Here is a 25,865-nt window from a genome sequence, read left to right as displayed (position 1 = left end):
CGCTCGCGCTCGGCGGCCGGGTTTTCGACGACGTGATCCTGCACACCTACTTCACCCCGGAGACGCTGCAGCGCTGCGTGGCGACGGTCAAGACGGCCGCGGAGAAGGCCGGCCGCGACCCCGACAGCGTGCGGGTGTGGTCGTGCTTCGCCACCGTCGGCGACCATCTTCCCGAACAGCTGCGGCTGAAGAAGACCGTCGCGCGCCTGGCCACCTACCTGCAGGGGTACGGGGACCTGATGGTGCGCACCAACGGCTGGGATCCCGCTGTGCTGCAACGCTTTCGGGCGGATCCGGTGGTGACGTCGATCGCGGGTGGGATCGACCACAAGGGCAACTGGCGACGCATTTCCCGGGAGACGCCGTCGGCAGTTGCACTTTCGCGAATGGGCGTCACGGCATGATGACGGTGCGCGCCACCGGTTCGGCGGCGGCTTGGCGGCTGGATAGGCCGCGCTGCAGTGAGGCCAGCAGCGCGACGCGCGTCTCGCGGGGATCGATGAGCTCGTCGAACCCCATGTGCTCGGCCGACCGATACGACGCCTGCAGCTCGGCGTTGCGCAGCTTGGCGGAAAGGTCCTCGCCGGCGTGCGATGCGCGACTGAGCGCGGCGGCACTCATCGCGCCCATCGTCGCGCCGGGATAGGCGAACGTCGCGACCTGATGGTCGAAACCCAGCAGCGACATGACCATGGAGCCGAACCCGTACGCCTTACGCAGGGTGAGGTGCAGCTTCAGCGTGGTGGCCGCGGTCTGGGCCGCGAACATCCGCGCGCCGGCACGCAGCACGCCGCTGCGCTCGGATCGGCTGCCCGGGAGCATCCCGGGGTTGTCGGCGAGGAAGACGATCGGCAGGTGGAACGAGTCGGCCACGGTGATGAAGTGCGCCGCCTTGTCGGCGGCGTCGGCGTCGATGGAGCCGGCCAGCACCTTGGGCTGGTTGGCCACCACGGCGACCGGGTGGCCGCCGAGGTGGGCCAGCGCGCAGATGATCGCCTTGCCGAACAGCGGTTGCACTTCGAACCAGTCGGGGCCGTCGAAGACTACATCGAGCACGGCGCGCATGTCGTAGACGCGGCGGTTGTCGCGGGAGACGATGTCGAGCAGCTCCGGCGTCGGTCGCGGCGCGGTCGCCTCTGAGGCCGGCAGCGAGGGCGGGTACGACCACGCGCTCGGCGGGAAGTAGGACAGGTAGCGCCGGATGTCGTCGAGCACGGCCTCGTCGTCCTGGGCCACGTTGTGGATGACGCCGCTCGGTATGGCGACGTCCGGTCCGCCGAGGTCCTCCTTCGAGATGTCCTCTCCGGTGGACTCTTTGACGACGGGCGGTCCGGCGGTGAAGATCGCGCCCTGGGCGCTCATGATCCGGAAGTCGCAGACCGGGGCCACCAGCGCGCCGTGACCGGCGGACGGGCCGAGCACCGCGGCGACGGTCGGGACCCGTCCCGAGCACTGCGTCTGGGCGAGCAGATCGGTGGGGCTGCGCCCGTAATGCCCTCCGGTGGGCCGAAACCCCGCGCCTTCGAGCAGCATCACCAGCGGAATCTTCTCCCGCAGCGCGAGTTCGGCGATGCGGTACCGCTTGGAGTTGCCGCCCGGGCCGATGCTGCCGGCCATGGTGGTGAAGTCCTCGGCGCCCAGCATCACCGGCGAGCCGTTGATCTCACCGGAGCCGACGATCAGTGCGTCGGCCGCGACCTCGCCGCCGACCAGCGTGCCGAACTCGCGGAAGGTGCCCGGGTCGAGGAGTCGCTCGATGCGGGCCCGGGCATCCAGCTTGCCCTTGCCGCGATGCTTGTCGAGGCGTTCCGGGCCGCCCATTCCCCACGCACGCTGACGGCGACGCTCGAGATCGTCGAGCGTTTCCCCCCAATCCCGGGCTTTCGTCATGCCTATGTCCTACCTCATGCGGACGCGTCACGCCTAGAGGAGCAGGGTCACATACTGGATTGCTTACTGTAAAGTCACCCGCATGGGTAGCACCCCCCGCCTCAAGCTAGACGGGAGCATCCCCAATCAGCTCGCCAAGGTGCCATTCGTGGCTGGCGCTCTGGAACAGGACGGGTACGACGGCGGCTGGACCGCCGAAACCAGCCACGACCCGTTTCTGCCCCTGCTGCTGGCCGCGGAGCACACGTCGCGACTCGAGCTGGGCACCAACATCGCGGTCGCGTTCGCCCGCAATCCGATGATCGTCGCCAACATCGGCTGGGACCTGCAGGCCTATTCGCAGGGCCGGTTCATCCTCGGCCTGGGCACCCAAATCCAGCCCCATATCGAGAAACGGTTCAGCATGCCGTGGAGCCACCCGGCGCCCCGGATGCGCGAATTCGTCGCCGCGCTGCACGCGATCTGGTCGGCGTGGAAGGACGGCACGAAGCTTCGTTTCGAGGGCGACTTTTACACCCACAAGATCATGACGCCGATGTTTACGCCCGAGCCGCAGCCCCATTCGCCGCCGAGGGTGTTCCTCGCCGCCGTGGGCGAAACGATGACCGAGATGTGCGGCGAGGTCGCCGACGGCCACCTCGGCCACCCGATGGTCTCGAAGCGCTACCTCGAGGAGGTGACTCTGCCGGCCCTGCTGCGCGGGATGCAGCGGTCCCGGCGGGATCGCGGCGTGTTCGAGGTGTCGTGCGAAGTGCTGGTCGCGACCGGCCGCAACGACGACGAACTGGCGGCCGCCACCACCGCCGTGCGCAAGCAGATCGCCTTCTACGGATCGACGCCGGCCTATCGCAGGGTCCTCGAGCTGCATGGCTGGGGCGGCGACTTGCACACCGAACTGCACCGTCTCTCCCTGGCGGGGGAGTGGGACACCATGGGCTCGCTCATCGACGACGAGATGCTCGCGGCTTTCGCCGTCGTCGGTCCGGCCGACACGATCGCGGCGGGTTTGAAGAGTCGCTGCGAGGGCGCGGTCGACCGGGTCCTGCCCATCTTCTTGACCGCCTCCCCATCCTGTATCACCACCGTAGTGAAGGAGTTTCGCGAGTGAGCACGCCGACGATCGACGAGGCTGCCAGGCTATTGACGGATCCGCTGGCGTACACCGACGAGCGGCGGCTGCACGCGGCGCTGACTCACCTGCGCGCCAGCGCGCCGGTGTCCTGGGTCGACGTGCCGAACTACAAGCCGTTCTGGGCGATCACCAAGCACGCCGACATCATGGACATCGAACGCGACAACATGCTGTTCACCAACTGGCCGCGGCCCGTGCTGACCACCGTGGAAGGCGACGAGCAGGCGCTCGCGGCCGGGGTTCGCACGCTGATCCACCTGGACGACCCGCAGCACCGGGTGGTGCGCGCGATCGGCTCCGATTGGTTTCGCCCGAAGGCGATGCGCGCGTTGAAGCTTCGCGTCGACGAACTGGCCAAGATCTACGTCGACAAGATGATGGCGGCGGCCCCCGAGTGCGACTTCGTCCAGCAGGTCGCCGTCAATTACCCGCTCTACGTGATCATGTCACTCCTCGGGCTGCCCGAGGCCGACTTCCCGCGCATGCTCAAGCTAACCCAGGAGCTGTTCGGCAGCGACGACGCCGAATTCAAACGGGGCACCACCAACGAGGATCAGTTGCCCGCGCTGTTCGACATGTTCCAGTACTTCAACGCGGTGACCGCGTCGCGCCGCGAGCACCCGACCGAGGACCTCGCGTCGGCGATCGCCAACGCCCGCATCGACGGCGAACCGCTGTCGGACATCGACACGGTGTCGTACTACCTCATCGTGGCGACCGCCGGCCACGACACCACCAGCGCCACCATCTCCGGCGGCATGCAGGCGCTCATCGAGAATCCGGACCAGCTGGAGCGCCTGCGCGACAACCTCGACTTGATGCCGCTGGCCACCGAGGAAATGATCCGCTGGGTCACCCCGGTCAAGGAGTTCATGCGCACCGCCGCCGAGGACACCACGGTGCGCGGAATACCGATCGCCGCGGGCGATTCCGTGTTGCTGTCCTACTTGTCGGCCAACCGCGACGAGGACGTCTTCGACGACCCGTTCCGCTTCGACGTCGGGCGCGATCCCAACAAACACCTGGCCTTCGGCTACGGCGTGCACTTCTGCATGGGGGCGGCCCTGGCCCGCATGGAGGTCAACAGCTTCTTCTCCGAGCTGCTGCCCCGGCTCAAATCCATTGAACTGACCGGTGATCCGCAATTGACCGCCACCACCTTCGTCGGGGGCCTCAAACACCTGCCGGTGGGCTACTCGCTGACCTGATTCCCGGCCCCCAAGGCAATGGCGCGTAGGACGATCGTCATCACCGGTGCCAGCGACGGCATCGGCGCCGCGGCGGCCCGTCGGTTACGCCGGGGCGGCGCAGACGTTGTCGTGGTCGGCCGGTCGCAAAGCAAGACCGCCGCGGTGGCCGCGGAACTGGACGCCGATTACTTCGTGGCGGACTTCGCAGACCTGTCCCAGGTGCGGGCCCTGGCGGACAAGATTCGCTCCCGGTATCCGCGCATCGACGTGTTGGCCAACAACGCCGGCGGCCTGTTCACCAAGGCCCACCGGACCCATAGGACCATAGACGGCCACGAGATGACGTTTCAGGTCAACTACCTGGCGCCGTTCCTGCTCACCACGCGGTTGCTGGAGGTGCTCGTCGATTCCCGCGCCTCCGTCATCAACACCACCAGCTCGTCGCAGCGACTGCTTCCGCGCGTCACCATCGCCGACCTGGAGGACACAACCCGACGCCGGCCCGGCTCCGCCTATGCCCTCACCAAACTCGCAATCATCCTCTTCACCAAGGAGTTACATCGGCGATACCACGCCAGCGGATTGTCCGCCGCGGCGTTTCACCCCGGCTACGTCAACTCCAACTTCGGCGAGGCATCCGGATCACGTTTTCTCGTATTCATGAAGTACCGGATTCCGATTTCAGCCCGGTTTACCGTCACCCCAGACCAAGGGGCCGACCAACTGGTCTGGCTGGCGTCGAGCGCGCCCGGCGTCGATTGGGCTTCCGGCGAGTACTACTCCAAGGGCAAGGTCGCCAAGGCCCACCGCGCGGCCTACGATCCGGTGCTGGCGCGTGAGTTGTGGGATCGCACCTTGGCGAAAATCGTTTGATCGCGCGGAGTGTCCATCGGCAGTCGCCGGTGGGACCAAAGTCACCAGAATGCGCCACGCCGGTCCATGAGCACGAAAGTGCGCCTGTCCCGCAGCATGATTCGTACATGTACCACACCAGCGTCTCGACATGTCCCACTCATCCGATGGTCACGGTAGCGCTCGACGAGCATCCTGGCAGGACAACAGCGAGGGCTGAGTTGCAATGGGGTAGCGTGCATTTGACCGGGGTCGGTGTCGCTTATCGTCATCCCGCCGAATGCTTGGCTCGCGAAGCCCGCCACGAGCTGGCGACGGCTCGAGCGCTGGCGGACCTGGCGGCCCGGCTGACCGAGCTGTCCCGCGCCACGAAACTGATCAGCGAACGCTAAGGCTTACCGATGAAGCCGAGTACCGCTATGACGACGATATGGCCGACGCAGAACAGCAATGGTACGAAAAATGATCGTCGTCGCTTGGTGATGCGCCAGACGGCCAGGGCCCATCGCGACCGGGGCCCTATCGGTGCGCCAGGGGTTACTGCAGTCGAGGTTGTGATATCGGCACCTCGACTCCAGGTATTCCTGTTCGCGGGTGAGCCCGACCGCCATCCCGATCGTGTACAGCACGAGCAAGCCGTGGCCTGCCAGCAGCAAGACCGTCACAGCTGCGTCGGCCAAACGTCGGGTGGCCTGAGACTGGCCCGTTGACATGGTCTGATTATCTACAACCTGGCAGCCGACGACCGCGGGATCTACGCTCGCGGAACGGTCTGAAGCAGAGGGGAAGTCCATGCCCGGTATCCACCACGCCGCGATCTGCACCGCCGACGTCGCACGCTCGATGACGTTCTGGCGCGACGGCCTGGGATTCACCGAACTGTTCGACCACAACTTCACCGGGGACTGGCCGGAACTCTTCGGCGCACCGACCGATCGGCTCCGGTCGGTGTTCCTGGGTGATCCGCAGACACCCGACACGGGCATCGTGGAACTGGTCGTCTTCGAGGGCGCCACGGACGCCGTTTCGGCCGGCATCGTCGCAGCGCGGCGGCCCCAGCACGGGTTCTTCCTGCTGTCCCTGCAGCGTGACGTCGACGAGACACTTTCCGCCCTCGCCGCACTGGGTTTCGCCGAGGGCGTCCGCCGCATCAGCGTGCCGGCCCCGGGCGGCACGACGGTCCCGATGGCGGTGATCACCGCGCCCGACGGCGTGCTCGTCGAGTTGATCGGGCCCGCGAAATGACCGCGCTGGTGACCGGGGGCGCGTCGGGGATCGGGCGGGAGGTCGCCGCGCGGCTGCGCGAGGCGGGTCACGACGTCGTGGTCTGGGACCTGTCCGGCGGCGACATCGCCTGCGATGTCAGCGATCCCGACGCGGTGTCGGCGGCGATGGAAGAAACGGTGCGCGACCACGGCGCGCCCACCCGGATAGTGACCTGCGCGGGAATCGGCGCGTCGGGCATGCTGCTCGAACAACCACCCGCGGAATGGGAACGGGTCTTGGCGGTCAACCTCACCGGCACCTGGCTGACCATCCGGGCGGGGGCGCGGGCCATGGTCGACGCCGGCGTGGGCGGCTCGATCGTCGCGGTCTCGAGCATCAGCGGCACCCTCGCGGATCGCGACATGGGCGCCTACTGCGTGTCCAAGGCCGGCGTCGACATGTTGGTGAGGGTCGCCGCCGTGGAATGGGGCGTGCACGGCATCCGGGTCAACGCCGTGGGCCCCGGCGTCACCCGCACGCCGATGCTGGCCAAGCCCGAACAGCTTCCCGGCTGGGTGGAGGGCCTGTCCGAGCGCACGGCGCTCGGGCGCCTGGGTGAGGCCGCCGACGTGGCCGGCGCCATCGTGGGCGTCCTCGAATTGCCCTGGGTGACCGGCCAAATCGTGCACGCCGACGGCGGCCTGGCGCTGCACAGCCCAATCGACGCGTACGGCCAACTGCAGCGGGTGATGACCCGCAAGGAATAGCCTCAGGCGATCCCGAAATCGATGACGCCCCGGACAATCTTGCCGTCCAGGAGGTCGTCATACGCGTCGTTGACCTCGTCGAGGCGATAGCGCTTGGTGATCATCTCGTCGAGCTGCAGCTGCCCGGTCGCATACAGCCTGGCCAGCCGGGCGATGTCCGCCTTCGGGTTGCACGAGCCGAATATGGTGCCCGCCAGCGTCTTGTTCATAAGGATGAAGTCCTGCAGGTCGATGTTCACGGACCGGGTCAGCTGCGACGCCATGCCGGTGAGCACACACGTCCCGCCCTTGCGGGTGAGCTTCACCGCGTCGCGGACGTCGTCGGCGGTGATCAAGGAAGGCGAGACCACCACGGCGTCGGCCATCACCCCGTAGGTCAGGTCGCGCACCAGGTCGAGCGCCTCGGCGGCGGTCGCGGCGCTGTGCGTCGCACCGAACTGCAGCGCCGACTTCTGTTTGAAATCAACGGGATCGACCGCGACGATCTGCGCGGCGCCGTTGATCCGGGCGCCCTGGATCGCGCCGGTGCCGATTCCGCCGACGCCGATCACGACGACGGTATCGCCGGCGCGCATGTTGGAGCGGTTCGCGACCGAACCGTAGCCGGTCGGAATCGCGCACGACAGCAGCGCGCTCGGTGCAAGCGGCAGGTGCGGCTCGATCTTCACCAGCGAATTCGTCGACACCACAGTGTGTTCGGCGAAGGCGCCGACCTTGGCGATGTGGCCCAGGTTCCGGCCCTCGGCGGTGTGGTGGCGGAAGGTGCCGTCGGTGGGCATCCCCGGGACCATGGTGCCGATGCCGACGTCGCACAGGTACTCGGTCCCGCTCGCGCACCAGCGGCACTGCCCGCATACGGCCACGAACGACATCACCACGTGGTCGCCCGGCACGAAATCGGTGACGCCCTGGCCGACTTCGCGCACGATGCCGGACCCCTCGTGGCCGCCGATCGTCGGGAACATGGTTGGCAGGCCGAGGGATCGCATCACCTCGTTGGGTGCCGACATGTCGCCCTTGAGGATGTGGTCGTCGGAGTGGCACAACCCGGCGGCGGCCAGCTGGACCAGGACCTCGCCGGCGCGGGGCGGGTCGAGCTCGAATTCCTCGACAGACCATGGCCCGCCGACGTCGTGCAGTATCGCCGCGCGGCTTCTCATGCGGCGGGGGTGAAGGTCACCGGCAGCTTGTTGGGCGACCGGAAGGTGAGTCCGACGATCCTGGACGCATCGCCGCTTCCGTCGTCGGGCACCAGGGCCAAATGCTGGACGCGGTCGAACAGGCTGTTCAGCATGACCCGCGTTTCCAGCCTCGCCAGGTGCATGCCGAGGCACATGTGAATGCCGGCCGCGAACGCGATGTGGGCGTGGCGCGGCCGGTGGATGTCGAAGGCGTTGGGGTCGGCCCAGCGGGTTTCGTCGCGGTTGGCCGAGCCCATGCACATGTCGACCTGCGCGCCGGCCGGTATTGTCTTGCCGCCTATTTCGACTTCCTCGGTGGTGGTCCGCATGACCATCGTCAGCGGCGTTTCGAAGCGGAGGCCCTCCTCGATGGCGGCCGGGATCAGCGACCGGTCGCGCTGGACCATCGCCAGCTGCTCGGGGTGGGTCAGTAGCAGGTACAGCAGATTGCCGGACGAACGATAGGTGGTCTCCAGGCCGGCCGGCAGCAGCAGGCGCAGGAACGCGATGATCGCCTCGTCGGTGAGCTTCTCGCCGTCGATCTCGGCGGCGACGAGGTCGCCGATGATGTCGTCGGTCAGTTTGCGGCGTCGCTGCTCCACCTGGTCGAGGAAGTAGCCGTGCAGTTCCGCCGCCGCTGTGAGCCCGGCCATGATGTCGGTCGGGATCGAGATGAGGTCGAGGGACAAGCGCCGGAACATGTCGAGATCCTCGGCGGGGAGACCGAGCAGTGTGGAGATGATCCGGGTCGGAAATTCGAACGTCAGGGCCTTCACCAGGTCGGCGTGGCCGTCGTTCTTGATTTCGTCGATCAGCCGATCGCAGACCGGCCCGATGACCGACGGCTCCCACCGCTCCAGCGCGGTTGCCCGGAACGCCTTGGCCACCAGGCTGCGGTGGTCGTGGTGCTCCTTGCCGCCCATCGCCAGGATGGTGTGGCCCATCACCAATCCGATCGACTTGTCGTAGGCGGCCGAGGTGAAGACCCGGTCGTCGCGGAACGCCTGGAACAGCCCGTCGTACCCGAACAGGACCCATTCGTCGTTCGGCCGCAGTTCCTCCGGCATCTGCGAGTGGTCGGCCAGGGAACCGTGCCAGACCGGATCCGTGCGCCGCATGTATTCGAAAAACGGGTACGGACTGATTTCGCCCGTGAGGTCAAGGGTGACGGGCTGGCCGTCCGGGTCTGTGCTGAGCGTCATTCGCGCTCCTCCTGAGCAGCCGGTTACAGGCGGGTGGGTGCTGGGGGAATGTCGCTATCATAGTATAAATAGCAACGAAGCCCAACGGCGTATGGTCTCTCCGGGAGGCGGTGATCCTCAGGTGCCCGACCGGCGATTCGTGTGCTCCCTGGACGAGCTGCCGCCCGGCGGGATGAAGCTGGTCGACGTCGGAAAGTTCGGCGTCGGCGTCTACAACGTGCACGGTGAGCTTTACGCGATCGTCAACTACTGCTCGCACGAGGGCGCCCCGCTGTGCCTGGGTCTGATCGGCGGCACCAACGAGTCGGCTCCGGAATCGCTCGACGGATTGCGCCGCGTCCGCGACGGGCAGATCGTTCGATGCCCTTGGCACAATTGGGAATTCGACGTCACCACGGGTCAAAACGTGGCCGATCCGCGGCGCCGCGTCCGCACCTACCAGGTCGACGTAACCGACGGGGAGGTCTATCTCACCGCATGATTATTGATGCCAACGTGCAACCGCACTTCCGCTACAACGCCGAGATACGGCGCTACCTCCCGGCGGCTCACCAGCTGCGGTCGATCCCCGACGTCGAGCAGCAGTGGTATCAGGCGCCCGGCGGCGACTACCGGGCGGACCTCTACGGCGAGCACTACCCGGGTTCGGACCCCGAGACCGTGAGCCGGCACCTCTTCGATGACATGGGCGTCAATTACGCCGTCCTGAACCCGCTGACCCGCGGCAACATCGCCGATTACCTGCTCAACAGCCGAATTTGCGCGGCCGTCAACGACTGGCTGCTCGATCGCTGGCTGGAGCCCGACACCACCGACCGGTTCCGGGGCACCATCCGCGTCAACCCCGAAGACGCCAGGGGCGCGGTCGCCGAGATCGAGCGCCTCGCCGACCACCCGAAGCTGGTGCAGGTCGGTGTCCCCATGCAGTCGCGCGAGCCGTACGGCAAACCGATGTTCGAGCCGATCTGGGAGGCCGCCGCCACGCACGGGTTGCCGGTTGCCGTGCACATCAACGGCGGCAACGGCGTCGATCACCCGCCCACCTTCGCCGGGCACGCGCACACCTACCCGGGATACGCGGCGTTCATGCCGCTGAACTACTTCGTGCACCTGTCCACCCTCATCATCGAGGGCGTGTTCGGCCGGCACCCGGGCCTGAAGTTCGTGTTCGCCGACGGCGGCTACGACATACTCACCCCGCTGATGTGGCGGCTGGACACCTTCTGGCTGTCCATGCGCGACCAGACCCCCTGGGTCGACCGGTATCCCAGCGAATACCTGCCCGCACACGTCCGGTTCTGCGCATCGGCATTCGATGGGCCGGCGGAGGCCGACGCGATGCAGCGGTGGATGGACTTCACCGGCAAGTCCGACCTGCTGATGTACGGATCGAGCTACCCCCACTGGTCCACGTCGCCGCCGGAGGCGATAGCCGAGGGGTTGGATGCCGCCCAGCGCGACAAGGTGTTGTGGCGCAATGCCAGTGAGCTCTACGGGCTTAAGGAGCGTGTCTGATGACAACGATCGAGCGACTCGACTCACCCACGGGTCACGCGGACGAGATAGCGGTCACCATCGTCGACACCGACGTGCATCCGTTGCCGGTCTCGGCCGACGTGCTGAAGTCCTACGCGCCGGCCGAATGGGTGGACAAGATCTGGCCGACGGGCAACGCGGTCGCCCCGGTGCCGCATTTCTACGACACCCCCGATTCGTACAAGACGATGTCGCTGCGCCTGGACGCCGCCCCGCCGGGCGGCGGCGTCGCCGGCAGCGACCCGGATTTCGCCGCCAAGCAGTTGCTTCTCGACGCCGGCGTCAGCATCGCCACGCTGGAGCCGATGTGTGACGCCCAACTGCCCCAGGCCGAACACGTTCTCAAGTCGACTTACAACGACTGGCTCGCCGACGTCTGGCTCGACAAGTACAACTGGCACGGCCGCTGGCGCGGATCGATCAGCGTCACCGCGCAGGCGCCGGAGCAGGCCGCCCGGGAAGTGGAGCGGTGGGCAGGGCACCCCTACATGGCCCAGGTGCTGATGACACCGCAGACCCGCGGAATCCCTTTCGGCAACCCACATTTCGACCCGCTCTACGAGGCCGCCTCCCGCAACGGATTTCCCGTGGCAACCCACCTGATGGGCCAGACGCCGTTTGAGTTGATCCCGATCTACCCGGTCGGCAATCCCGCGCACTGGCACGACTTCTTCGCGTCCTGGCCGCTGCTGTATGTCGCGCACCTGATGAGCCTGGTGTTCGACGGCGCCTTCGACCGCCACCCCGACCTGCGGGTGGTCTTCGTGGAAGGCGGCTTCACCTGGGCGATGCCGGTGATGTCGCGGATGGACCGGATCTGGGAAGCCCGCCGCGGCGACCTGCCTCACGTGCGTCGGCGCCCGTCGGAGTATGTGCGCGAACACGTCCGGTTCACCACCCAGCCGCTGGAGGACGCCGACACCGTGCAGTTCCGCGAGTACCTGGAGATGATGGACCTCGGCGACAACCTCATGTTCTCGACGGACTATCCGCACTGGAGTTACGACTCGCCGACCTACGCGATCAACCGGTTCCCCGCCGACCAGCGGGAGCGGATCATGCGCGGCAACGCGACCACCCTCTACGGGCTACCGGCGATGGTCAAGGCGCTTCCCGGAGAACGGTGACCCGGTGTGGCCGATCTGGCCGCCGAACTGACCGCTCTGGTCAACGAGTATGACGAGAAGTGGTCCGCGCTGGACTTCGCCGGGCTGGCCGACCTGTGGGAGCGGGAGACCCTGCGACCGATCTACATCGGCGACGAGTACGCGGCGCCGCTACTCGGCGCCGACGAGCTCGATCGGCACTGGGCCCGGATCGGCAGCCGCCTGAAGCGCGCCTCGGTGTCGTCGCAATTGTGGTCCGCCGATGAGCTTCCCGGGGGCGTTGCCCGGTGCGTCCTCCTGAGCCGGTGGAGCTTCACCGGGCAGGAGTCCGACATCGCCCACACCGGCGCCAGCTGGGTCACGTGGCTGCTCGCTTTTCGTGGCGACAAGTACCGCATCTTTCAGCACATGGAATCGCAGGTCTACCTTGACGAGGGTTTCCCGCACGGAAGATGAGAGCGCATGAGGCAGACCAACCTGACACGGCCGCAAGGCCTCACCGCATCGACCCGGCATTACGGGAGGCCGCGATCGAGCTGGACATCGTCGAATTCCGCGCCGAGACGCTGCCCGCCGATCTGGACGCCGACCCCAGTCGCATCGCGGTGATGGGCCGGGATGCGGGCGCGGCACTCGTCGCGGGCCTGGCCCAGCGGATGTTCGACGAGGAAGGGCCGCCGATCCTGGTGCAGATCCTGCACCAGCCGATGCTCGACTCCGATACCATGCCGTCGCGCCGCGAATTCCAGCGCACGCCGGGCCTCAACGGCCCCGCCGTAAGCCGGGCCTGGAGCCACTACCTGGGCCACGCGACCGCCACCGGTCAACACGTGCCCGCGCACCGGGCCAACCTCGAGGGGCTGCCGCCCACGTTCATCAGTTGCTCCGAGATCGACCCGTGCCGCGACGAAGCCATCGACTACGCCAACCGGCTGTTGCACGCCTACGTGCACACCGAATTGCATGTCATCGCAGCAACATTCAACGGCTTCGATTCGTTGGTCCCCGATTGGGTTGTCTCCCAAGAAAACCGGGCGCTGCACGCGCAGACGCTTCGCCGCGTCTTCGCGACGTAGGACGGCTAGACCGGGGTGAACTTGGTGATGAGCCAGTTGCCGTTGACCCGGCTCATGCGCACCAGCACGCTGCTGACCGCCACGGACGGCTGGGGGCTGTCCTTGGTCGTGGTGACCTGATCGACGAAAACCAGGACGACGGCCGAATCGGGATGCAGCTCCGACACCGCGGCGCCGGTCACCTTGGCCGTGGTTTTCATCGACTTCTGCTTGGCCATCGGGGCCACGGTCTGCTGACTGAATTGATCGTAGTAGGACAGAAAATCGCCGGTGAGGTGCGACCTGGCGTTCGCGAAGTCCTTGTCGAGCGAGTCGGAGGAGTAAGAGAGCAACGCCACCGTTCCCTCGGACGCGGCGACGGCCACCGTTCGGGCGACGCTGTCGTCGGTTTGTTGATCGGGCCGGTACCACTTGAAGTACAACCACGTCGCCACACCGCCGGAAACCAGCAGGAGCACAACCAGAACCGCCGCGATCGTTTTGCGCAGCCCCGGCGACAGGCGACGGCGCCGGGGTTCGCTCAGCTCGGGGGTGTCCTCCTCCACCTCGTCGCCAAAGGGTTCCGCGGTCTCCTCGGCTTCGGCTTCCGGCTCGGCTTCCGGTGCAGCCGAATCGATGTCGCGCACATCTTCGGTCACGGTACGTACTCAACTTTCGACATCTTGTACTGCCCGGCGACATTGGCGACCGTCACTCGCAGCCGCCAGACCAGGGGCGGCACGTCCTTGCCGGGCGGGGAGTTGGTGACCTGCGAGGTCGCCGAGACCAATACCACCGCGGAGTTCCCGTTGATGGACTCGAGCGCCGCGCGGTTCACGGTTCCTTCGGTGACCGCTCTCGACTGGGTGACCACTGATATGAAGTCGTTGGCCCGCTGCTGGAAGTCGTCTTTGAATTGGCCGGTGGAGCCATCGATCACGCGCTGGATGTCTTCTTTGGCCTTGTTGAAGTCGAGGGAGATCATGTTGAGGACGCCCTGCTTGGCCGCGCCGACGAACGCCGCTTCCCGCTGTTGGTGCCGGGTGGCGTCGCGGTGTTGGACCACCATGTATGCGCTCACTCCGGCGAAAGCGCAGATCGCGATGACTGTGGCCACCGCGGCGATCGCCGGCAACCACCGGCGCCAGCCCACTTGTTCCGTGACGGGCTCGTCGTATTCCTCGTCGTATTCCTCGGCGGCCGCCTCGTCGTAGTCCTCGTCGTAGTCCTCGTCGTAGTCTTCGTCGTAAGCCTCGTCGCCGCCGTACACCTCGGCGGGATCCGGCAGGCCGAGGGCTTCGCGTCGCAACCGGGCGGCGCGGGCGCGGGCCTGGGCCGCGGCGGCCAGCGCTTCGGCCGCGGCAGCTTCGGCCTCGACCTCGGCGAGCAACGCCTGGGCGTCGGCCTCCGATCCGATCGGATTTTCAGGCGGCTCGTTCGCCTCAGCCATCGCGATCACCGCTCGTCACGACCATTATCGATTGAACTCCGGTATCTCTTACGGTATTGCTCGTTGCTAACATCAGAATCCCAGCGAACTCCCACGAGAACCGACCAGGCGGATGATCAACCACCCACACTTTCTCCCGAATCCTCCGGCATCATGACCGCTGTCGACTCTCCCGAAAAGATACTCTTCGCTTCCACAACCCAGGCCTTTCTACAAAAAGAAGCGCCGTTGCGTCGCGTCCGGGAATTGCACGCGGCCGGCCAGTCGTTCGAACCGCCCTGGTGGCGGCGTGCCGCCGAACTCGGTTGGACGGCTCTGCTGGTGCCCGAGGAGCTGGGCGGCGGCAGCGTCTCGGGCAGCGGCCTCGAGGATCTGGCCATGGTCGCCGAACAACTCGGCAAGACGGTGGCGCCGGGACCGCTGTATCCGGTCAGCGTCGTGCTGGCGGCGCTCGCCGAGTGCGCAGACCCGGAGTCGCACGCCGCCACCATCGACTCGCTCATCTCCGGTGAAGCGGTGGCGTCGTGGGCGGTGTGCGAGCCGGGCCGGGGCTGGGCGCCGCTGGACCCGTCGGTGACGGCCGCCCGGACGGACGCCGGCTTCAGCATCAACGGCACCAAGGACCGGGTCGAGGCCGGCGCCCAAAGCGCGGTGTTGCTGGTCGTTGCGCGGTGCGGCGGCGAGATCCGTCAGTTCCTGGTCCCGACGGACGCACCGGGCGTCCGCATCGAGGCCCAGCAGTCGGTCGACTTGGTCAAGCAATACGCGCGGGTGCATTTCGACGGGGTGGTTGTGGAGCCGTCCGCGGTCGTCGGCAGCGCGGGCGAGACCGCCGCCCTGATCGAGCGGCAGAGCCAGATCGCCCAGGTGCTGCAGTGCGCCGAGGTGGTCGGCATCCTGCAAACGGTGTTCGACTTCACCGCGCAATGGGCGCTGGACCGGCACACGTTCGGCCGCCCGCTGGCGTCGTACCAGGTTCTCAAGCATGGGTTCGCCGACATGAAGCTGTGGCTGGAAGCGTGCCGCGCCACCACGGCCGCCGCGGTCACCGACGTCGCCGCCCGCTCGCCCGACGCGGGCCTGTCGGCCAGCATAGCCAAGTCCTACGTCGGCGAGATGGCCGTGCGGGTCGTCCAGGCGTGCGTGCAGATGCACGGCGGCATCGGCGTCACGTGGGAACACGACCTGCACCTGTACCTGAGGCGAGTCACCTTGTATCGCTCCATGTTCGGCACGCCCGAGGAACACAACCTGCGGGTGTACGAGTCGGAGAAAGCGGCCCGATCGATGGCGAACGCCGGATGACGACCGCAGAATCCGTTCCCGAGTTCGCCGCGCGGGCCCGAAAGTGGTTGGCGGACAACATGACCGCCATCGACCCCGAGTATCCGCCGCCCGCACCGCGCGACGACGAGAGATCGTGGCAGCGCGCCCGCGAATTGCAAAAGCGGCTGTACGAAGGCGGGTTCGCCGGCATTTGTTTTCCCCGCGAGTACGGCGGCCTTGGCCTGGATTACGAATATCAGAAGGCGTTCGACTCCGAATCCTTCGGCTACGAGATGCCGCTGATTCTCAACACCCCCACATTCACAATCTGCTGCGCCACGCTGCTCGACACCGGCACCGAGGAGCAGAAGAAGCGGCACATTGCCGCGGCGCTGCGCGGCGACGAAGTGCTGGTGCAGCTGTTGAGTGAACCCAGCGGCGGGTCGGATCTGGCCGGCGTGATCACCCGGGCCGAACGCCGCGGCGACCGTTGGGTGATCGACGGCGCGAAGACCTGGAGCACCAGCGCGTTCGCGGCCGACTATGGCCTGTGCCTGGCGCGCACCGACTGGGAGGTGCCCAAACACGAAGGCCTGACCATGTTCCTGGTGCCCATCGCCCATCCGGGAATCACGTTGCGGCACATCACCATGCTGAGCGGGTCCAGAGAGTTCTGCGAGGAATTCCTGGACGGAGTGGACGTGGGCGACGACGCCGTCGTCGGCGACGTCAACGGTGGCTGGGCGGTGGCGTCGCGGCAGCTTTATCACGAACGCCGGGCGGTCGGGCAGGGTTCGGAGTTCTCCAGCGGCAGCGGCAGCGAGGGCGGCTCCACGAAACCCGTCGACTACGTGGCCCTGGCCCAGAAGACGGGCCGGGCCGACGACGAACGGGTCCACGAGATGGCCGGCCGGGTGCTCGTGCACCGCGCGGTGGCCGAGCAACTCATCGACCACGTGTACCGCAACGTCCGGGACGGCGCGCTGCCCCCGGCCGCCGGTACGCTCATCAGGCTCTTTCACTCCGAGACCGTCACGCTGGACATGGACACCGCGCTGGCGATCGCCGGAAGTGCCGGCGTCGTGGGGGAAGTCGGCGAGGGCCTGGAAGCCGGGCTTCGGTACCTGTCCCGGCAGAACGTCGCCATCGGCGGCGGCACCACCGAGATGGCGCGCAACGTCATCGGGGAGCGGGTGCTGGGCTTCCCGCGCGAATACGCCGCCGACCGCGGGGTGCCGTTCAGTCAGGTGCGGCACGGTCAGGGTCTGGATCGCCGCTGACGTTACTGATAAAGGGCATCTGGACCAGCGACAGGACGTGGTAAGCCGGGCTGCCGGGCGGGGCTACCAGCACGAAGGCGCCACCCTGCGTCTGCGCCCGGTCGCGGGCGGCGGCCAGCGCGCTGATGCCCGCCGATCCGAGATGGGTGACTCCACTGAGGTCGATCGTCAAAGACCCTATGCCGGAGCGGCTTTCGACCGCGATCTGGCGGTCCAGGGTGGATGCGGTGCTGGTGTCGACGTCGCCGCTGACGACGATGCGGCCGGCGTCTCCGACCAGCGAGACGAATTCGGCGTTGTGGGGTCGTCGGCGGTGTGCCCGGCTGACCGTCGTGTCGGTGATGAAGTTGGCAGGTCGCGACAGGCGGTGCGTCAGGCTGGCCGTCGTCCCGCCGGCGTCGTGCGTGATCTGCGCCTGGGACACCAGGGCCTCGGCCATCGCGAGTCCGCGCCCGCGGCCGCGCTCGCCCTCGCGGTAGTCCTTCCACCGCCCGTAATCGATCACCGAGGCGTGCAGGTTGCCGTCGCCGGCCAGCGCGGCCTCGACGAGGATCCCCTTTTGAGCTCCGTCGGGCGTCGCCGTCGCGTACCCGTGTTCGACGGCGTTTTCGACGAATTCGGACACCGCGTGCACAACGTCACAGATGTCGTCGGCCTCGGCGCCGATCTCAGAGAGCCACTCGCGAAGCCGCGCGCGGACGCTGCGCGCGGCGTGGATCGTCGCGTCCACGGTGATGCGCAGCGGTGGCGGCGGCGTGCGCCGCTGCGCCGCAAGCAGCGTGACGTCGTCCTGGTAGCCGGTCGACCGGAGCAGCAACTCCAGAGTCTCCGAACAGAGTCGGTCGATCGGGCGCCCCGGCAAATCGATGACGAACCCGCCGCTGCCGCCGGCGATATTCGCGGCCAATTCCGCGAATTCCGCGGTGCTGGCGCCCAACGCCCGGCCCGGACGTTCGATCAGCCCATCGGAATACAGCAGGACCGAGTCGCCGACCTCCAGCACCTCCGTGCGGACCGGAAATCCGGTGCCGCTGCCCAGAGGTCCCGCGCCCGACGGTTCCGCGTACCGCGAGTTGGCGCCGGCGCTCACCAGTAGCGGTGGCGGGTGTCCCGCTGTGCAGTACTGGAATTCGCCCGTCGCGAAGTCGAGCGAACCGACGCACAGGGTGGCCGACTTGGACCCCGGCACGTGTTCGCGGAAACGATCGACCGCTTCGAGCGCCTCAACGATGCTGCGCCCCACCGATATCTGCATCCGCAGGGCCGTGCGCAACTGCGACATGACCGCCGCGGCCTCGACGCCATGGCCGACGACGTCGCCGACGACGAGAACCAGCCGGTCCTCGAGCGCGATTGCGTCGAACCAGTCGCCGCCGGCCGCCGTGTCCTCCGCCGCGACGAGGTACTCCGCGGCGATGTCGGCGCCGGGAACGACCGGCACCGACGGGGCCAGTAGTGCCTGCTGCATGACGATGGCAGATTCCCGCACGCTGCGATAGCGTTCCGAGAGTTCCTCCATGCGCTCCTCGGCGGCCACCCGCGCCCGCACCCGCTCGGTGACATCGTCGAAGATGATCTGCACACCCTCGATCGACCCGTCGTCCGCGCGGCGCGGCGTGACCACGAAGTCGAAGTACCGTTCCTGGATGCCCGATCCGTCATAGTCGGCTTGCAGCCGCCACTCTCTGCCGGATTGCGGTTCGCCGGTTTCATACACCCGGTCGAACATCTGGTAGATCTGCTGGCTTTCCAGCTCGGGGAAGACCTCGACCGCACGCTTCCCCACGGGGTTGCCCGTCGGATTGAACGCGCGGTAGGCCGCGTTGACCGCGACGAACCGGTGATCGGGCCCCTTCAGGCCGACGAGCATCGCGGGGACGTTCTCGAAGATGCGGCGAACGTCGTCCGCCGCACCAACGGTCTTGTCCCAGTCGCTTTCGGCGACCAATTGGCCGTCCCTCCTACGGAACCTCGCTGCGCGGTTAGTGGACACGCAGGTTAAAACAGGTTATCAACGGCTGTCGGGCAATCACCGCATCGGTTCGTTTAGTGGCTGATCGGGCGCGGCGGCGCCGGCCACCGCGGTTACGCCGAGTGTGTGCGGGTACCTCTGGTCAGATGAGCGATCCGGACACCGTCATCGGAGCACTGCGCGACCTCCTCGACAACGAGCCCGGACTCGCCAGCCTCGTTGGCACTCCCGTAGCGCGCTGCCGGCGCGCCTGACCGAATTGCCGCCAGATGACTGATCTCCTACTGCACTTCGTCGACGGGTGGCGGCCAGCGGTGTATGCCGCGCTCAAAGCGGTGGCGTTATTCGTCACCGCCGCAACGGCTTTCCGGCTCACGCAGCGGCGAACCATCGCCGAGTTCACGCCGTTCGACTGGGTCACCGCCGTCGCGGTCGGCGCCATCGTCGGTCGAACCGCCACGAGCGCCGACACCTCGTGGCTCACCGGCTCTGCGGCCCTGGTGGCCTTGATCGCCGCCCATGACGTCGTCGCGCGGCTGCGCTTCATCCCGTGGGTGCGCCGGCTCGTCGACCCGCCGGTGCGGGTGTTAATCCGCCACGGCGAACTCAACGAGGCGAACCTGAGGCGTTGCCGGATCACCCGGGAAGACCTGGATGCGATCCTGCGCCAGCATGGTCACCGAACACCCGCCGACGTCGGCCTCGCGCTGTTCGAGACCAAGGGCGTGGTCTCCGTCTTCGACGAAGCCGGGCGATCAGGCTGAGACTGGCTTCTTCGCCGGCGCGGAAACCTTCATCAACTTCATCAGGTTGCCGCCCATGATCTTGGCGACGTCCTCTTCATCGAAGTCGGTGAGCTCGTCGACGAAGGAGATGGGGTCCTTGAGGCCCTCGGGGTGGGGCCAGTCGGATCCGAACAGCACCCGATCGGTGCCCACCATGTTGACGATCTCGGTGAACCGGTCCTCCCAGAACGGGGTGATGTAGACGCAGCGCTTGAACGCCTCGATGGGGTCCTCGCTGAAAGACTGCGGCATCTTCTTGTAGACGCCCTTGAGGCCCTTGAACAGGTCGGGCACCCAGTCGGCGCCGTTCTCGATCGACAGGATCCGCAACTCCGGGTTGCGTGACAGCGCGCCGTGGCACACCAGCGCGCCCATCGCGTCCAGGATCGGCCGATGGCCCATCGTGAAGCTGCGGAAGGCGGTCGGTTTGAACGGCAGGAACTCGTCGCCCGGCTCCCACACGTTGGCAAACTCCGAGTAACCGCTGTCCGAGGCGTGCATCGAGACCGGGATCTCGGCCTTGACGCAGGCCTGCCAGAACGGGTCGAACTCCTCGAGTCCGAACGACCGGCTGCCCCTGTAGCCGGGCACCGGCGCCGGCCGGACCAGCACGGTGCGGGCGCCACGCTCCAGGCACCACTGCAGTTCCGCGAGCGCGCGCTCGACGATGGGCAGGGTGATCACCGGGGTGGCGAAGATGCGGTCCTTGTAGTTGAACGACCAAGTCTCATACATCCACTGGTTGAGCGCGTGGATGACGTCGTGGGTCATCTCCGGGTCGTCCTTCATGCGCTCCTCGACCAGGCTGGCCAGCGTCGGGAACATGAGCGCGTAGTCGATGCCGAGCTCGTCCATGACCTCGAGTCGCGGGCCCGGTTCCCGGAAGGCGGGGATGGCCTTCATCGGCTCGCCCAGGATCTCGCGGTAGGTCTTGCCCTGCGCGCCGTGGCGGAAGTAGTCCTCCTGGGCGCCCGGCTTGGCGACTTTCTCGAAGGTCGGGTTGGGGATGTACTCGCTGATGTGGCCGCGCACCACGATCTTGGTGCGACCCCGAACCTGCACGTAGTCGATCACGTTCTTGCGGTTGTCCGGCAGGAACTTCGTCAGCGCCTCCTGCGGCTCGTACATGTGGTTGTCGGCGTCGAACACGGGAAAGGAAAGTTCGCGGGACGGCATGGCGATCTCCTTCGGAGAAGTTTTGGGTTCTCGGTAGGTGGTAATGACGTTACCACTTTTGGGCGGTGGGTTGTAGGGGGCCTAATCGTCGGCCCGGAGGCCCCCCGTCGGCGTCGGGCCGTTGATGATCGCGAAGTTCACGGTCGCGGTCGCGGCGAGTTCGTCGCCGTCGCCGTAAATGTCGACCTGCATGACCATCGCCCGGCGACTGGATCGCAGCATTCGCGGCACCGCGCGCGCGGCGCCCCGCTTGATCGGACGCAGGTACCGGACGAACAGGTCGGCGGTCGTCATCGTGGTGCCCGGCTGGAGGTATTCCAGCCCGAACTGTCCGCCCGCCACGTCGACGAGCGTGGCGATCAAGCCGCCCTGAAGCGCACCCGATGTATTGGTCACGTGCGGGCTGACCGGCATCGTCATCGCGAATTCGCCATTATGCGTGCCCGGTCGCATTCCGATTTGGGCGAACAGCTCGGCCAGCGAGGGAGCGACCGCCTCCTCGTCGGTGTCGCGGATGCCGAGCGCGCGGCTGCAGAAGTCGTAGAGCTGGCCGGCGTCGATCGGTGTTCTGATCAACTCCGTGCCGAGCCAATGCAATCGCTGCGCACCCATGATCGTCTGCATGACGATCGCGGCAGCGGCCCCGACATCGAGTCCCGGGTTGAAGACCCCTTCGGTGATGCCCTGCCCGACGATGTCGCGAATCAGTTGATGCAAGGGGGACAGCACTCGGGCGTAGTCGCGGGGACGCGTCTCGGCCAGGTGCTGGTTGTAGAGGGTCAGCGCCCTGTTCAGGCTGTCCTGGGTGGTGGATTCCGGTTGCTGGCTGACGCGGTCGATCACCAGCTTCAGCGCGGCGGTGCTGTCCAGCCCATCGGTCTCGGCGCGCCAGGCTTGCACCGATTGCGCGATGGTCCTGTCGAACAGCGCCAGCAGCAACTCGTCTTTGCCGCTGAAATGCTGGTAGAACGCCCGCAGCGAGGTCTTGGAGCGCGCGACGACCTCCTGCACGGTGAAGTCGGTGCGCCCGGTTTCACCCAGTATCTCGACGGCCGTCTTGATGAAGCGATCGCCCCGCGTCACTTCGGCTTCCTCGTTCGGTTCAGCCATGAGAATGAGATTACCGCGCGAGGCGCTATATCCTCGAGGACCTGCCGCTCGTTCACGCTTTGGGGCAGAAGATGCCGAGTCTCTGCTGGCAGTTGTCTCTGTTGATCAGGGCGGGTGGGGGCGGCGGTTTGTGGCCGTCCCAGATCATGTTGGAGACGTTGCCCATCCCGGGATGCACTCCACGAAGCGTTCCTTTCGCTCTTGCCGGCGGTAGGTTATGGCCGACGACTTGCGAAAGCTTTGCGTCCGTTGCCGGCTACCGATCCCAAAAGCCGTGCTTAAAACGGCGGCGGATCCTCGTCGTCGGCGGGTGGGGTGAGCCGGAAGTAGCTGGGCCTGGCGGCTTTTCGGGCTAGGCGGGCTTGGCGGTTGCGGTGGCGTTCGGCGGCGACGCGGGCGGCGCGGTCTTGGGCGCGGGTGCGGCGCCGTTTGGGCATCATCGCGGTGCGCTCGGCGCACGGCTTTTGGGGCGGTGTTTCGGCCGGCGGCATACCGCCGGTGGGTACGCATAGCGCGGGAAACAGCAGGGCGCTGCCCGGGGTGGTGACGCGCGCGGGACTGTTACGGATTGTGGCCTATGGCCACACTCGACCAGCACGACGTCCGCGGACCACGGCCGATCACCTCGAATCACGGAACCGCAACGATTTCGGCTGGGTGGCGGACCGTGAACACCGTTGGGGTCAAGCCGTTTTCAGTCGACCGGAATTTTGCCATGGGTAAATTTCGGGACAGCTTGCATGGTAGGGCACCAAACGATAAAAAACGCCGAACATTGGCACCGATTTGGCGAAGAACGCTTAAGGGTCTAGTAATTCGACAGGTGTCAACCGGCGGTCAGTTCGATCTGGATGTTGTCGGGGTCGCGCAGGACGATGAGCGGAGGTTCTAGTCGGAGTCGGTGTTAGATGCCGCCGCCGTTGCCGCCATTGCCACCGAGGGTTAAGCCGCTGCCACCGCCGAAGCCGCCGCCACCGCCGCCGCCGATGTAGCCCGTGCCGCCGCTGTTCCCGTGCGCGCCGCCGCCAGGGCCACCGTTGAGGCCCGGCGTGCCGCCGGTGCCGCCGGCGCCGCCAACCGCGCCGCCGCCACCGTTCCCGCCGACCCCGCCGGTGCCGCCGGGCATACCGCCGCCACCACCGCCGCCGCCGCCGGCGGATTGGATGGTGCCGGCGCCGCCGGCGGCGAAGCCGCCACCGCCGCCACTACCGGCCCAGTCCGGGTCGGTGCTGCCGCCGTAAGCGCCGTTACCACCGCCGATCGAGGCGGCGCCGCTGGTGGAGGCGGCCCCGCCACCGCCGCCACCACCGGGACCGCCGGTCGTCCCCGCGGCACCTCCGCCCGCACCGCCCGTACCACCAAGGGCGTCGGTGACCAGGCCGCCGGCTGCGGTAAAGGCAAGACCGCCAGTACCGCCGCTACCGCCGGTGCCACCGGGGCCACCGCCGGTGCTGTCCCCACCGGCGCCGCCGGCGCCAGCACCTCCGCCGCCGGCACCGGCGGCGGTGCCGGCGGTGATAATCGCGTTGCCGCCGTTGCCGCCGTTGCCGCCGTGGCCGCCGATGGTGCCGATGCCGCCGAACCCACCGTTGCCGCCGTTGCCGCCGCTAAAGGTGGCGACGTTGGCGGTGGTGTCGAGGTTGATGCTGCCGCCATCGCCGCCGATGCCGCCCGCGCCCCCGTTGCCGTTGGCGCCGGCGAGGCCCAAGAGGAATGATCCTTGGCCACCCGGCCCCCCGTTGCCGCCGTTGCCGGCGTTGCCACCATTGGTCGGGCTGTAAACGATGGAGCCGTTAGAGGGGTTTTGAAGGATGGTGCCGACGAAACCGTTGGCACCGCCGCCGCCGCCGCCGCCGACGCCGCCGTCGCCGCCGGGTCCGCCATTGCCGTACAACAGGCCGCCGTTGCCACCCGCCCCGCCGGTACCGCCGATGCCGCCAATGCCGCCGTCGGTGCCGTTGGCCGCGAGGCCCGTGGTGCCGGTGATGCCAGCCCCGCCGACGCCACCCCGCCCGCCATTTCCGAACAACCCGGCGTCACCCCCGCGGCCACCGGTCTGCCCGGGCGCCCCGGAGCCACCGTCACCGCCATTGCCCCACAAAAGCCCGCCGGGCCTCCCGGCCTGCCCGGTGCCGGGTGCCCCGTTGGCGCCATTGCCGATCAGCATGCGTCCCAGCAGCGCTTCGGTGGGCGCATTGATCACGCCGAGGACATCGTCCTCCAGGGTTTGCAACGGCGAGGCGTTAGCCGCCTCCTCCAGGGTTTGCAACGGTGAGACGTTAGCCGCCTCTGTGGCCGTATAGGCACCCTGGGCGGCGTTCATGGCCTGCACGAACTGGGTATGAAACGCCGCCGCCTGAGCACTGAGCGCTTGAAAGCCCTGACCGTGGGCGGAGAACACCGCCGCAATGGCCGCCGACACCTCATCCTCGGCCGCGACCAGCACCCCCGTCGTCGGGGCCCACGCCGTCGCATGCGCGGCGCTCAGCGCGGAGCCGATATGGGACAGATCCGTTGCCGCCGACGCCAAAAACTCGGGGGCCGCCACCAGATACGACATCGCTCTCCATCTACCCGATCCCACCAAACCCCCGGCGGGAAGGACACTATCGCCGCTTCCACCCCCGCATACGCCGTTTCGGCAAACTTTTGCGACGGCCGAGCCAGCAGAAGGGACTCGGCCTGCGGTGAGTTCTGCAGTAGCACTTGAGGTTCGACGCGTGGGTCTGCCCGCCGGCGGTGTAGGGAATCGTGTGGTCAATGTCGGAATCGATGGCGGGGCGGTCACAAGCGGGCCAGCGGCACGTCAGATCCCGACACCGCACGAAATCGGCCAGCGCCTTCGAGGGGACATAGCCGTTTTCGGGTGGGGCGTCGAGGGGGTGGACGAGCGGCACCAGCTTGGCTGACTTGGCGAGCTCGGCGAGCAGACCGGCGGTGATCAGGCCGTCGGCACCCAGCACCGACGCGGGTTCCGCCGAGCGGCCGTCAAGCGTGGCCTGCTCGGCGATCACGTGGATCAGCACCGGCGAGGCCGCCGGCCGCTTGCCGGCTGCGCAGTCACCGCGCCCACACCGGCAGCCCAGCCGGTCGGCGCCCGCCGCCAACGCCCCCAGCGCGTTTGGCGCGGCGCTGCTCGCGAGTGCGTGGATCCTGGGCGCACACCGTGGCCGCCAACGCCGTGAGGCGCTGGTCGAGCGCCTGCGCATCCGTGGTCAACACGGTCGCGCTGATCTCCGAGAGCCCGTCGCCAACCTGCCCGATCCAGACCTCGCGGCCCGCCACGCGCTCGCGGCGTCGCCGCACCGCATCGGCGTCAGCTTTGGCCACTATCTTGTCCACCTGCGCGCCCAGCCGGCCCTGGGTCATGGACGGCCAGCGTGTCACGTTGGCGGCCAACTCGGCGTCCACCGCGGCCAGCACCTCGTCGTCGGTGATCAGATCGCTGCGATACACCAGTGTCTGAAACGTCCGGTAGTCGATGTCGCCGGCCTTGAACACATCGCCCCACTCGAGGCAGGCGCTCACGCAGCGCGCGGGCATAGCGCAGCCGACTGGACGCCAGGTTCTGGCTGATCCGCAGGTGGGCGGCGATCTCCGCGGCCACCGCCTCCATCGTGTCGATGGCACAGTCCTCGTTGTCCGAACACCGCGAGAGTCGGTAACGAAACAAGCGCCCGATCAGCTCCAGCTGGGCGGCCGCCTGCCG

General features: G+C 67.5%; 24 protein-coding genes and 3 pseudogenes. 15 read left to right on the top strand and 12 right to left on the bottom strand.

The window, feature by feature from the left end; genetic code table 11:
• A pseudogene (locus VMD50_RS27410) lies at positions 1–350 on the top strand (TIGR03857 family LLM class F420-dependent oxidoreductase); the annotation flags it as partial.
• Between the two features lie 43 nt (positions 351–393).
• Here the strand turns inward: VMD50_RS27410 and VMD50_RS27405 are convergent.
• Entirely contained in the window at positions 394–1,890 is a 1,497-nt protein-coding gene (locus tag VMD50_RS27405; RefSeq protein WP_325432704.1) for an acyl-CoA carboxylase subunit beta, read from the bottom strand.
• An 82-nt stretch (positions 1,891–1,972) separates the two neighbouring features.
• Between VMD50_RS27405 and VMD50_RS27400 the strand changes: the two genes are divergently transcribed.
• From VMD50_RS27400 to VMD50_RS27375, 6 genes are all read left to right on the top strand, one after another.
• Entirely contained in the window at positions 1,973–2,998 is a 1,026-nt protein-coding gene (locus VMD50_RS27400) for an LLM class F420-dependent oxidoreductase (RefSeq protein WP_325432702.1), read from the top strand.
• A gap of 11 nt (positions 2,999–3,009) precedes the next feature.
• A complete protein-coding gene (locus VMD50_RS27395) occupies positions 3,010–4,230 on the top strand; it encodes a cytochrome P450 (protein ID WP_325432708.1) in 1,221 nt (406 codons plus the stop codon).
• Between the two features lie 18 nt (positions 4,231–4,248).
• Positions 4,249–5,085 carry an SDR family NAD(P)-dependent oxidoreductase gene (locus VMD50_RS27390; RefSeq protein ID WP_325432700.1) on the top strand — a complete coding sequence of 279 codons (837 nt, stop codon included), beginning with the start codon at positions 4,249–4,251 and terminating at the stop codon, positions 5,083–5,085.
• Positions 5,086–5,192: 107 nt separating this feature from the next.
• Entirely contained in the window at positions 5,193–5,456 is a 264-nt protein-coding gene (locus tag VMD50_RS27385; RefSeq protein WP_325432698.1) for a dsRBD fold-containing protein, read from the top strand.
• 400 nt (positions 5,457–5,856) lie between these two features.
• Complete coding sequence (locus VMD50_RS27380; protein WP_325432696.1) at positions 5,857–6,309, top strand: VOC family protein; 453 nt, start codon at positions 5,857–5,859, stop codon at positions 6,307–6,309.
• Complete coding sequence (locus tag VMD50_RS27375) at positions 6,306–7,037, top strand: SDR family NAD(P)-dependent oxidoreductase (RefSeq protein WP_325432694.1); 732 nt, start codon at positions 6,306–6,308, stop codon at positions 7,035–7,037. Before VMD50_RS27380 ends, VMD50_RS27375 begins: the two co-directional genes overlap by 4 nt.
• 2 nt (positions 7,038–7,039) lie before the next feature.
• Here VMD50_RS27375 and VMD50_RS27370 read toward each other — a convergent pair whose 3' ends face one another.
• Together VMD50_RS27370 and VMD50_RS27365 are read right to left on the bottom strand one after the other, a co-directional pair.
• The gene (locus VMD50_RS27370) at positions 7,040–8,197 is read right to left on the bottom strand and encodes a Zn-dependent alcohol dehydrogenase (protein WP_325432692.1); all 1,158 of its coding nucleotides are present in this window, start codon (positions 8,195–8,197) and stop codon (positions 7,040–7,042) included.
• Positions 8,194–9,420, bottom strand: coding sequence for a cytochrome P450 (locus VMD50_RS27365; protein ID WP_325432690.1), 1,227 nt, complete (start codon positions 9,418–9,420; stop codon positions 8,194–8,196). The genes VMD50_RS27370 and VMD50_RS27365 overlap by 4 nt, the downstream gene beginning before the upstream one ends.
• A 91-nt stretch (positions 9,421–9,511) precedes the next feature.
• Here VMD50_RS27365 and VMD50_RS27360 point away from each other — a divergent pair, with 91 nt between their 5' ends.
• From VMD50_RS27360 to VMD50_RS27340, 5 genes and pseudogenes are all read left to right on the top strand, one after another.
• Complete coding sequence (locus tag VMD50_RS27360; RefSeq protein WP_325432688.1) at positions 9,512–9,901, top strand: Rieske (2Fe-2S) protein; 390 nt, start codon at positions 9,512–9,514, stop codon at positions 9,899–9,901.
• Positions 9,898–10,935: an amidohydrolase family protein gene (locus VMD50_RS27355; RefSeq protein WP_325432686.1), complete on the top strand. Its 1,038-nt coding sequence runs from the start codon at positions 9,898–9,900 to the stop codon at positions 10,933–10,935. Before VMD50_RS27360 ends, VMD50_RS27355 begins: the two co-directional genes overlap by 4 nt.
• Positions 10,935–12,083 (top strand): amidohydrolase family protein, encoded by a 1,149-nt coding sequence (locus tag VMD50_RS27350; protein WP_325432684.1) that lies wholly within the window; start codon positions 10,935–10,937, stop codon positions 12,081–12,083. Before VMD50_RS27355 ends, VMD50_RS27350 begins: the two co-directional genes overlap by 1 nt.
• A 6-nt stretch (positions 12,084–12,089) precedes the next feature.
• The gene (locus VMD50_RS27345; RefSeq protein ID WP_325432682.1) at positions 12,090–12,518 is read left to right on the top strand and encodes a hypothetical protein; all 429 of its coding nucleotides are present in this window, start codon (positions 12,090–12,092) and stop codon (positions 12,516–12,518) included.
• 116 nt (positions 12,519–12,634) lie between these two features.
• Positions 12,635–13,138: pseudogene (locus VMD50_RS27340) on the top strand (alpha/beta hydrolase fold domain-containing protein); the annotation flags it as partial.
• A gap of 5 nt (positions 13,139–13,143) precedes the next feature.
• Here the strand turns inward: VMD50_RS27340 and VMD50_RS27335 are convergent.
• Together VMD50_RS27335 and VMD50_RS27330 are read right to left on the bottom strand one after the other, a co-directional pair.
• Positions 13,144–13,776, bottom strand: a complete 633-nt coding sequence (locus VMD50_RS27335; RefSeq protein WP_414686193.1) for a hypothetical protein — start codon at positions 13,774–13,776, stop codon at positions 13,144–13,146.
• Positions 13,773–14,567, bottom strand: a complete 795-nt coding sequence (locus tag VMD50_RS27330; protein ID WP_325432680.1) for a hypothetical protein — start codon at positions 14,565–14,567, stop codon at positions 13,773–13,775. The genes VMD50_RS27335 and VMD50_RS27330 overlap by 4 nt, the downstream gene beginning before the upstream one ends.
• Before the next feature lie 153 nt (positions 14,568–14,720).
• Here VMD50_RS27330 and VMD50_RS27325 point away from each other — a divergent pair, with 153 nt between their 5' ends.
• On the top strand, positions 14,721–15,872 hold the full coding sequence (locus VMD50_RS27325) for an acyl-CoA dehydrogenase family protein (protein ID WP_325432678.1): 1,152 nt from the start codon (positions 14,721–14,723) through the stop codon (positions 15,870–15,872).
• Positions 15,869–17,113 (top strand): acyl-CoA dehydrogenase family protein, encoded by a 1,245-nt coding sequence (locus VMD50_RS27320; RefSeq protein WP_325432676.1) that lies wholly within the window; start codon positions 15,869–15,871, stop codon positions 17,111–17,113. Before VMD50_RS27325 ends, VMD50_RS27320 begins: the two co-directional genes overlap by 4 nt.
• Here VMD50_RS27320 and VMD50_RS27315 read toward each other — a convergent pair.
• Positions 17,073–19,061, bottom strand: a complete 1,989-nt coding sequence (locus tag VMD50_RS27315; protein ID WP_325432674.1) for a SpoIIE family protein phosphatase — start codon at positions 19,059–19,061, stop codon at positions 17,073–17,075. The two genes, VMD50_RS27320 and VMD50_RS27315, sit on opposite strands and share 41 nt — an antisense overlap.
• Before the next feature lie 293 nt (positions 19,062–19,354).
• Between VMD50_RS27315 and VMD50_RS27310 the strand changes: the two genes are divergently transcribed.
• The gene (locus VMD50_RS27310; RefSeq protein WP_325432672.1) at positions 19,355–19,849 is read left to right on the top strand and encodes a DUF421 domain-containing protein; all 495 of its coding nucleotides are present in this window, start codon (positions 19,355–19,357) and stop codon (positions 19,847–19,849) included.
• Here VMD50_RS27310 and VMD50_RS27305 read toward each other — a convergent pair.
• The 6 genes and pseudogenes from VMD50_RS27305 to VMD50_RS27280 all read right to left on the bottom strand — a co-directional run.
• The gene (locus tag VMD50_RS27305) at positions 19,841–21,046 is read right to left on the bottom strand and encodes an amidohydrolase family protein (protein ID WP_325432670.1); all 1,206 of its coding nucleotides are present in this window, start codon (positions 21,044–21,046) and stop codon (positions 19,841–19,843) included. The two genes, VMD50_RS27310 and VMD50_RS27305, sit on opposite strands and share 9 nt — an antisense overlap.
• An 81-nt stretch (positions 21,047–21,127) precedes the next feature.
• Complete coding sequence (locus tag VMD50_RS27300) at positions 21,128–22,156, bottom strand: hotdog fold thioesterase (RefSeq protein ID WP_325432668.1); 1,029 nt, start codon at positions 22,154–22,156, stop codon at positions 21,128–21,130.
• A 52-nt stretch (positions 22,157–22,208) separates the two neighbouring features.
• Complete coding sequence (locus VMD50_RS27295; protein ID WP_325432666.1) at positions 22,209–22,334, bottom strand: hypothetical protein; 126 nt, start codon at positions 22,332–22,334, stop codon at positions 22,209–22,211.
• A 100-nt stretch (positions 22,335–22,434) separates the two neighbouring features.
• Positions 22,435–22,647: a hypothetical protein gene (locus tag VMD50_RS27290; RefSeq protein WP_414686192.1), complete on the bottom strand. Its 213-nt coding sequence runs from the start codon at positions 22,645–22,647 to the stop codon at positions 22,435–22,437.
• 413 nt (positions 22,648–23,060) lie between these two features.
• Entirely contained in the window at positions 23,061–24,716 is a 1,656-nt protein-coding gene (locus VMD50_RS27285; protein ID WP_325432664.1) for a PE family protein, read from the bottom strand.
• Positions 24,717–24,795: 79 nt separating this feature from the next.
• A pseudogene (locus tag VMD50_RS27280) lies at positions 24,796–25,865 on the bottom strand (HNH endonuclease signature motif containing protein); the annotation flags it as partial.

This window comes from Mycobacterium sp. (genome assembly GCF_035506235.1).
Taxonomy (GTDB): Bacteria; Actinomycetota; Actinomycetes; order Mycobacteriales; family Mycobacteriaceae; genus Mycobacterium.
The sequence above is the reverse complement of the archived record's forward strand: the minus strand, read 5'-3'. Positions and strand labels throughout refer to the sequence as shown.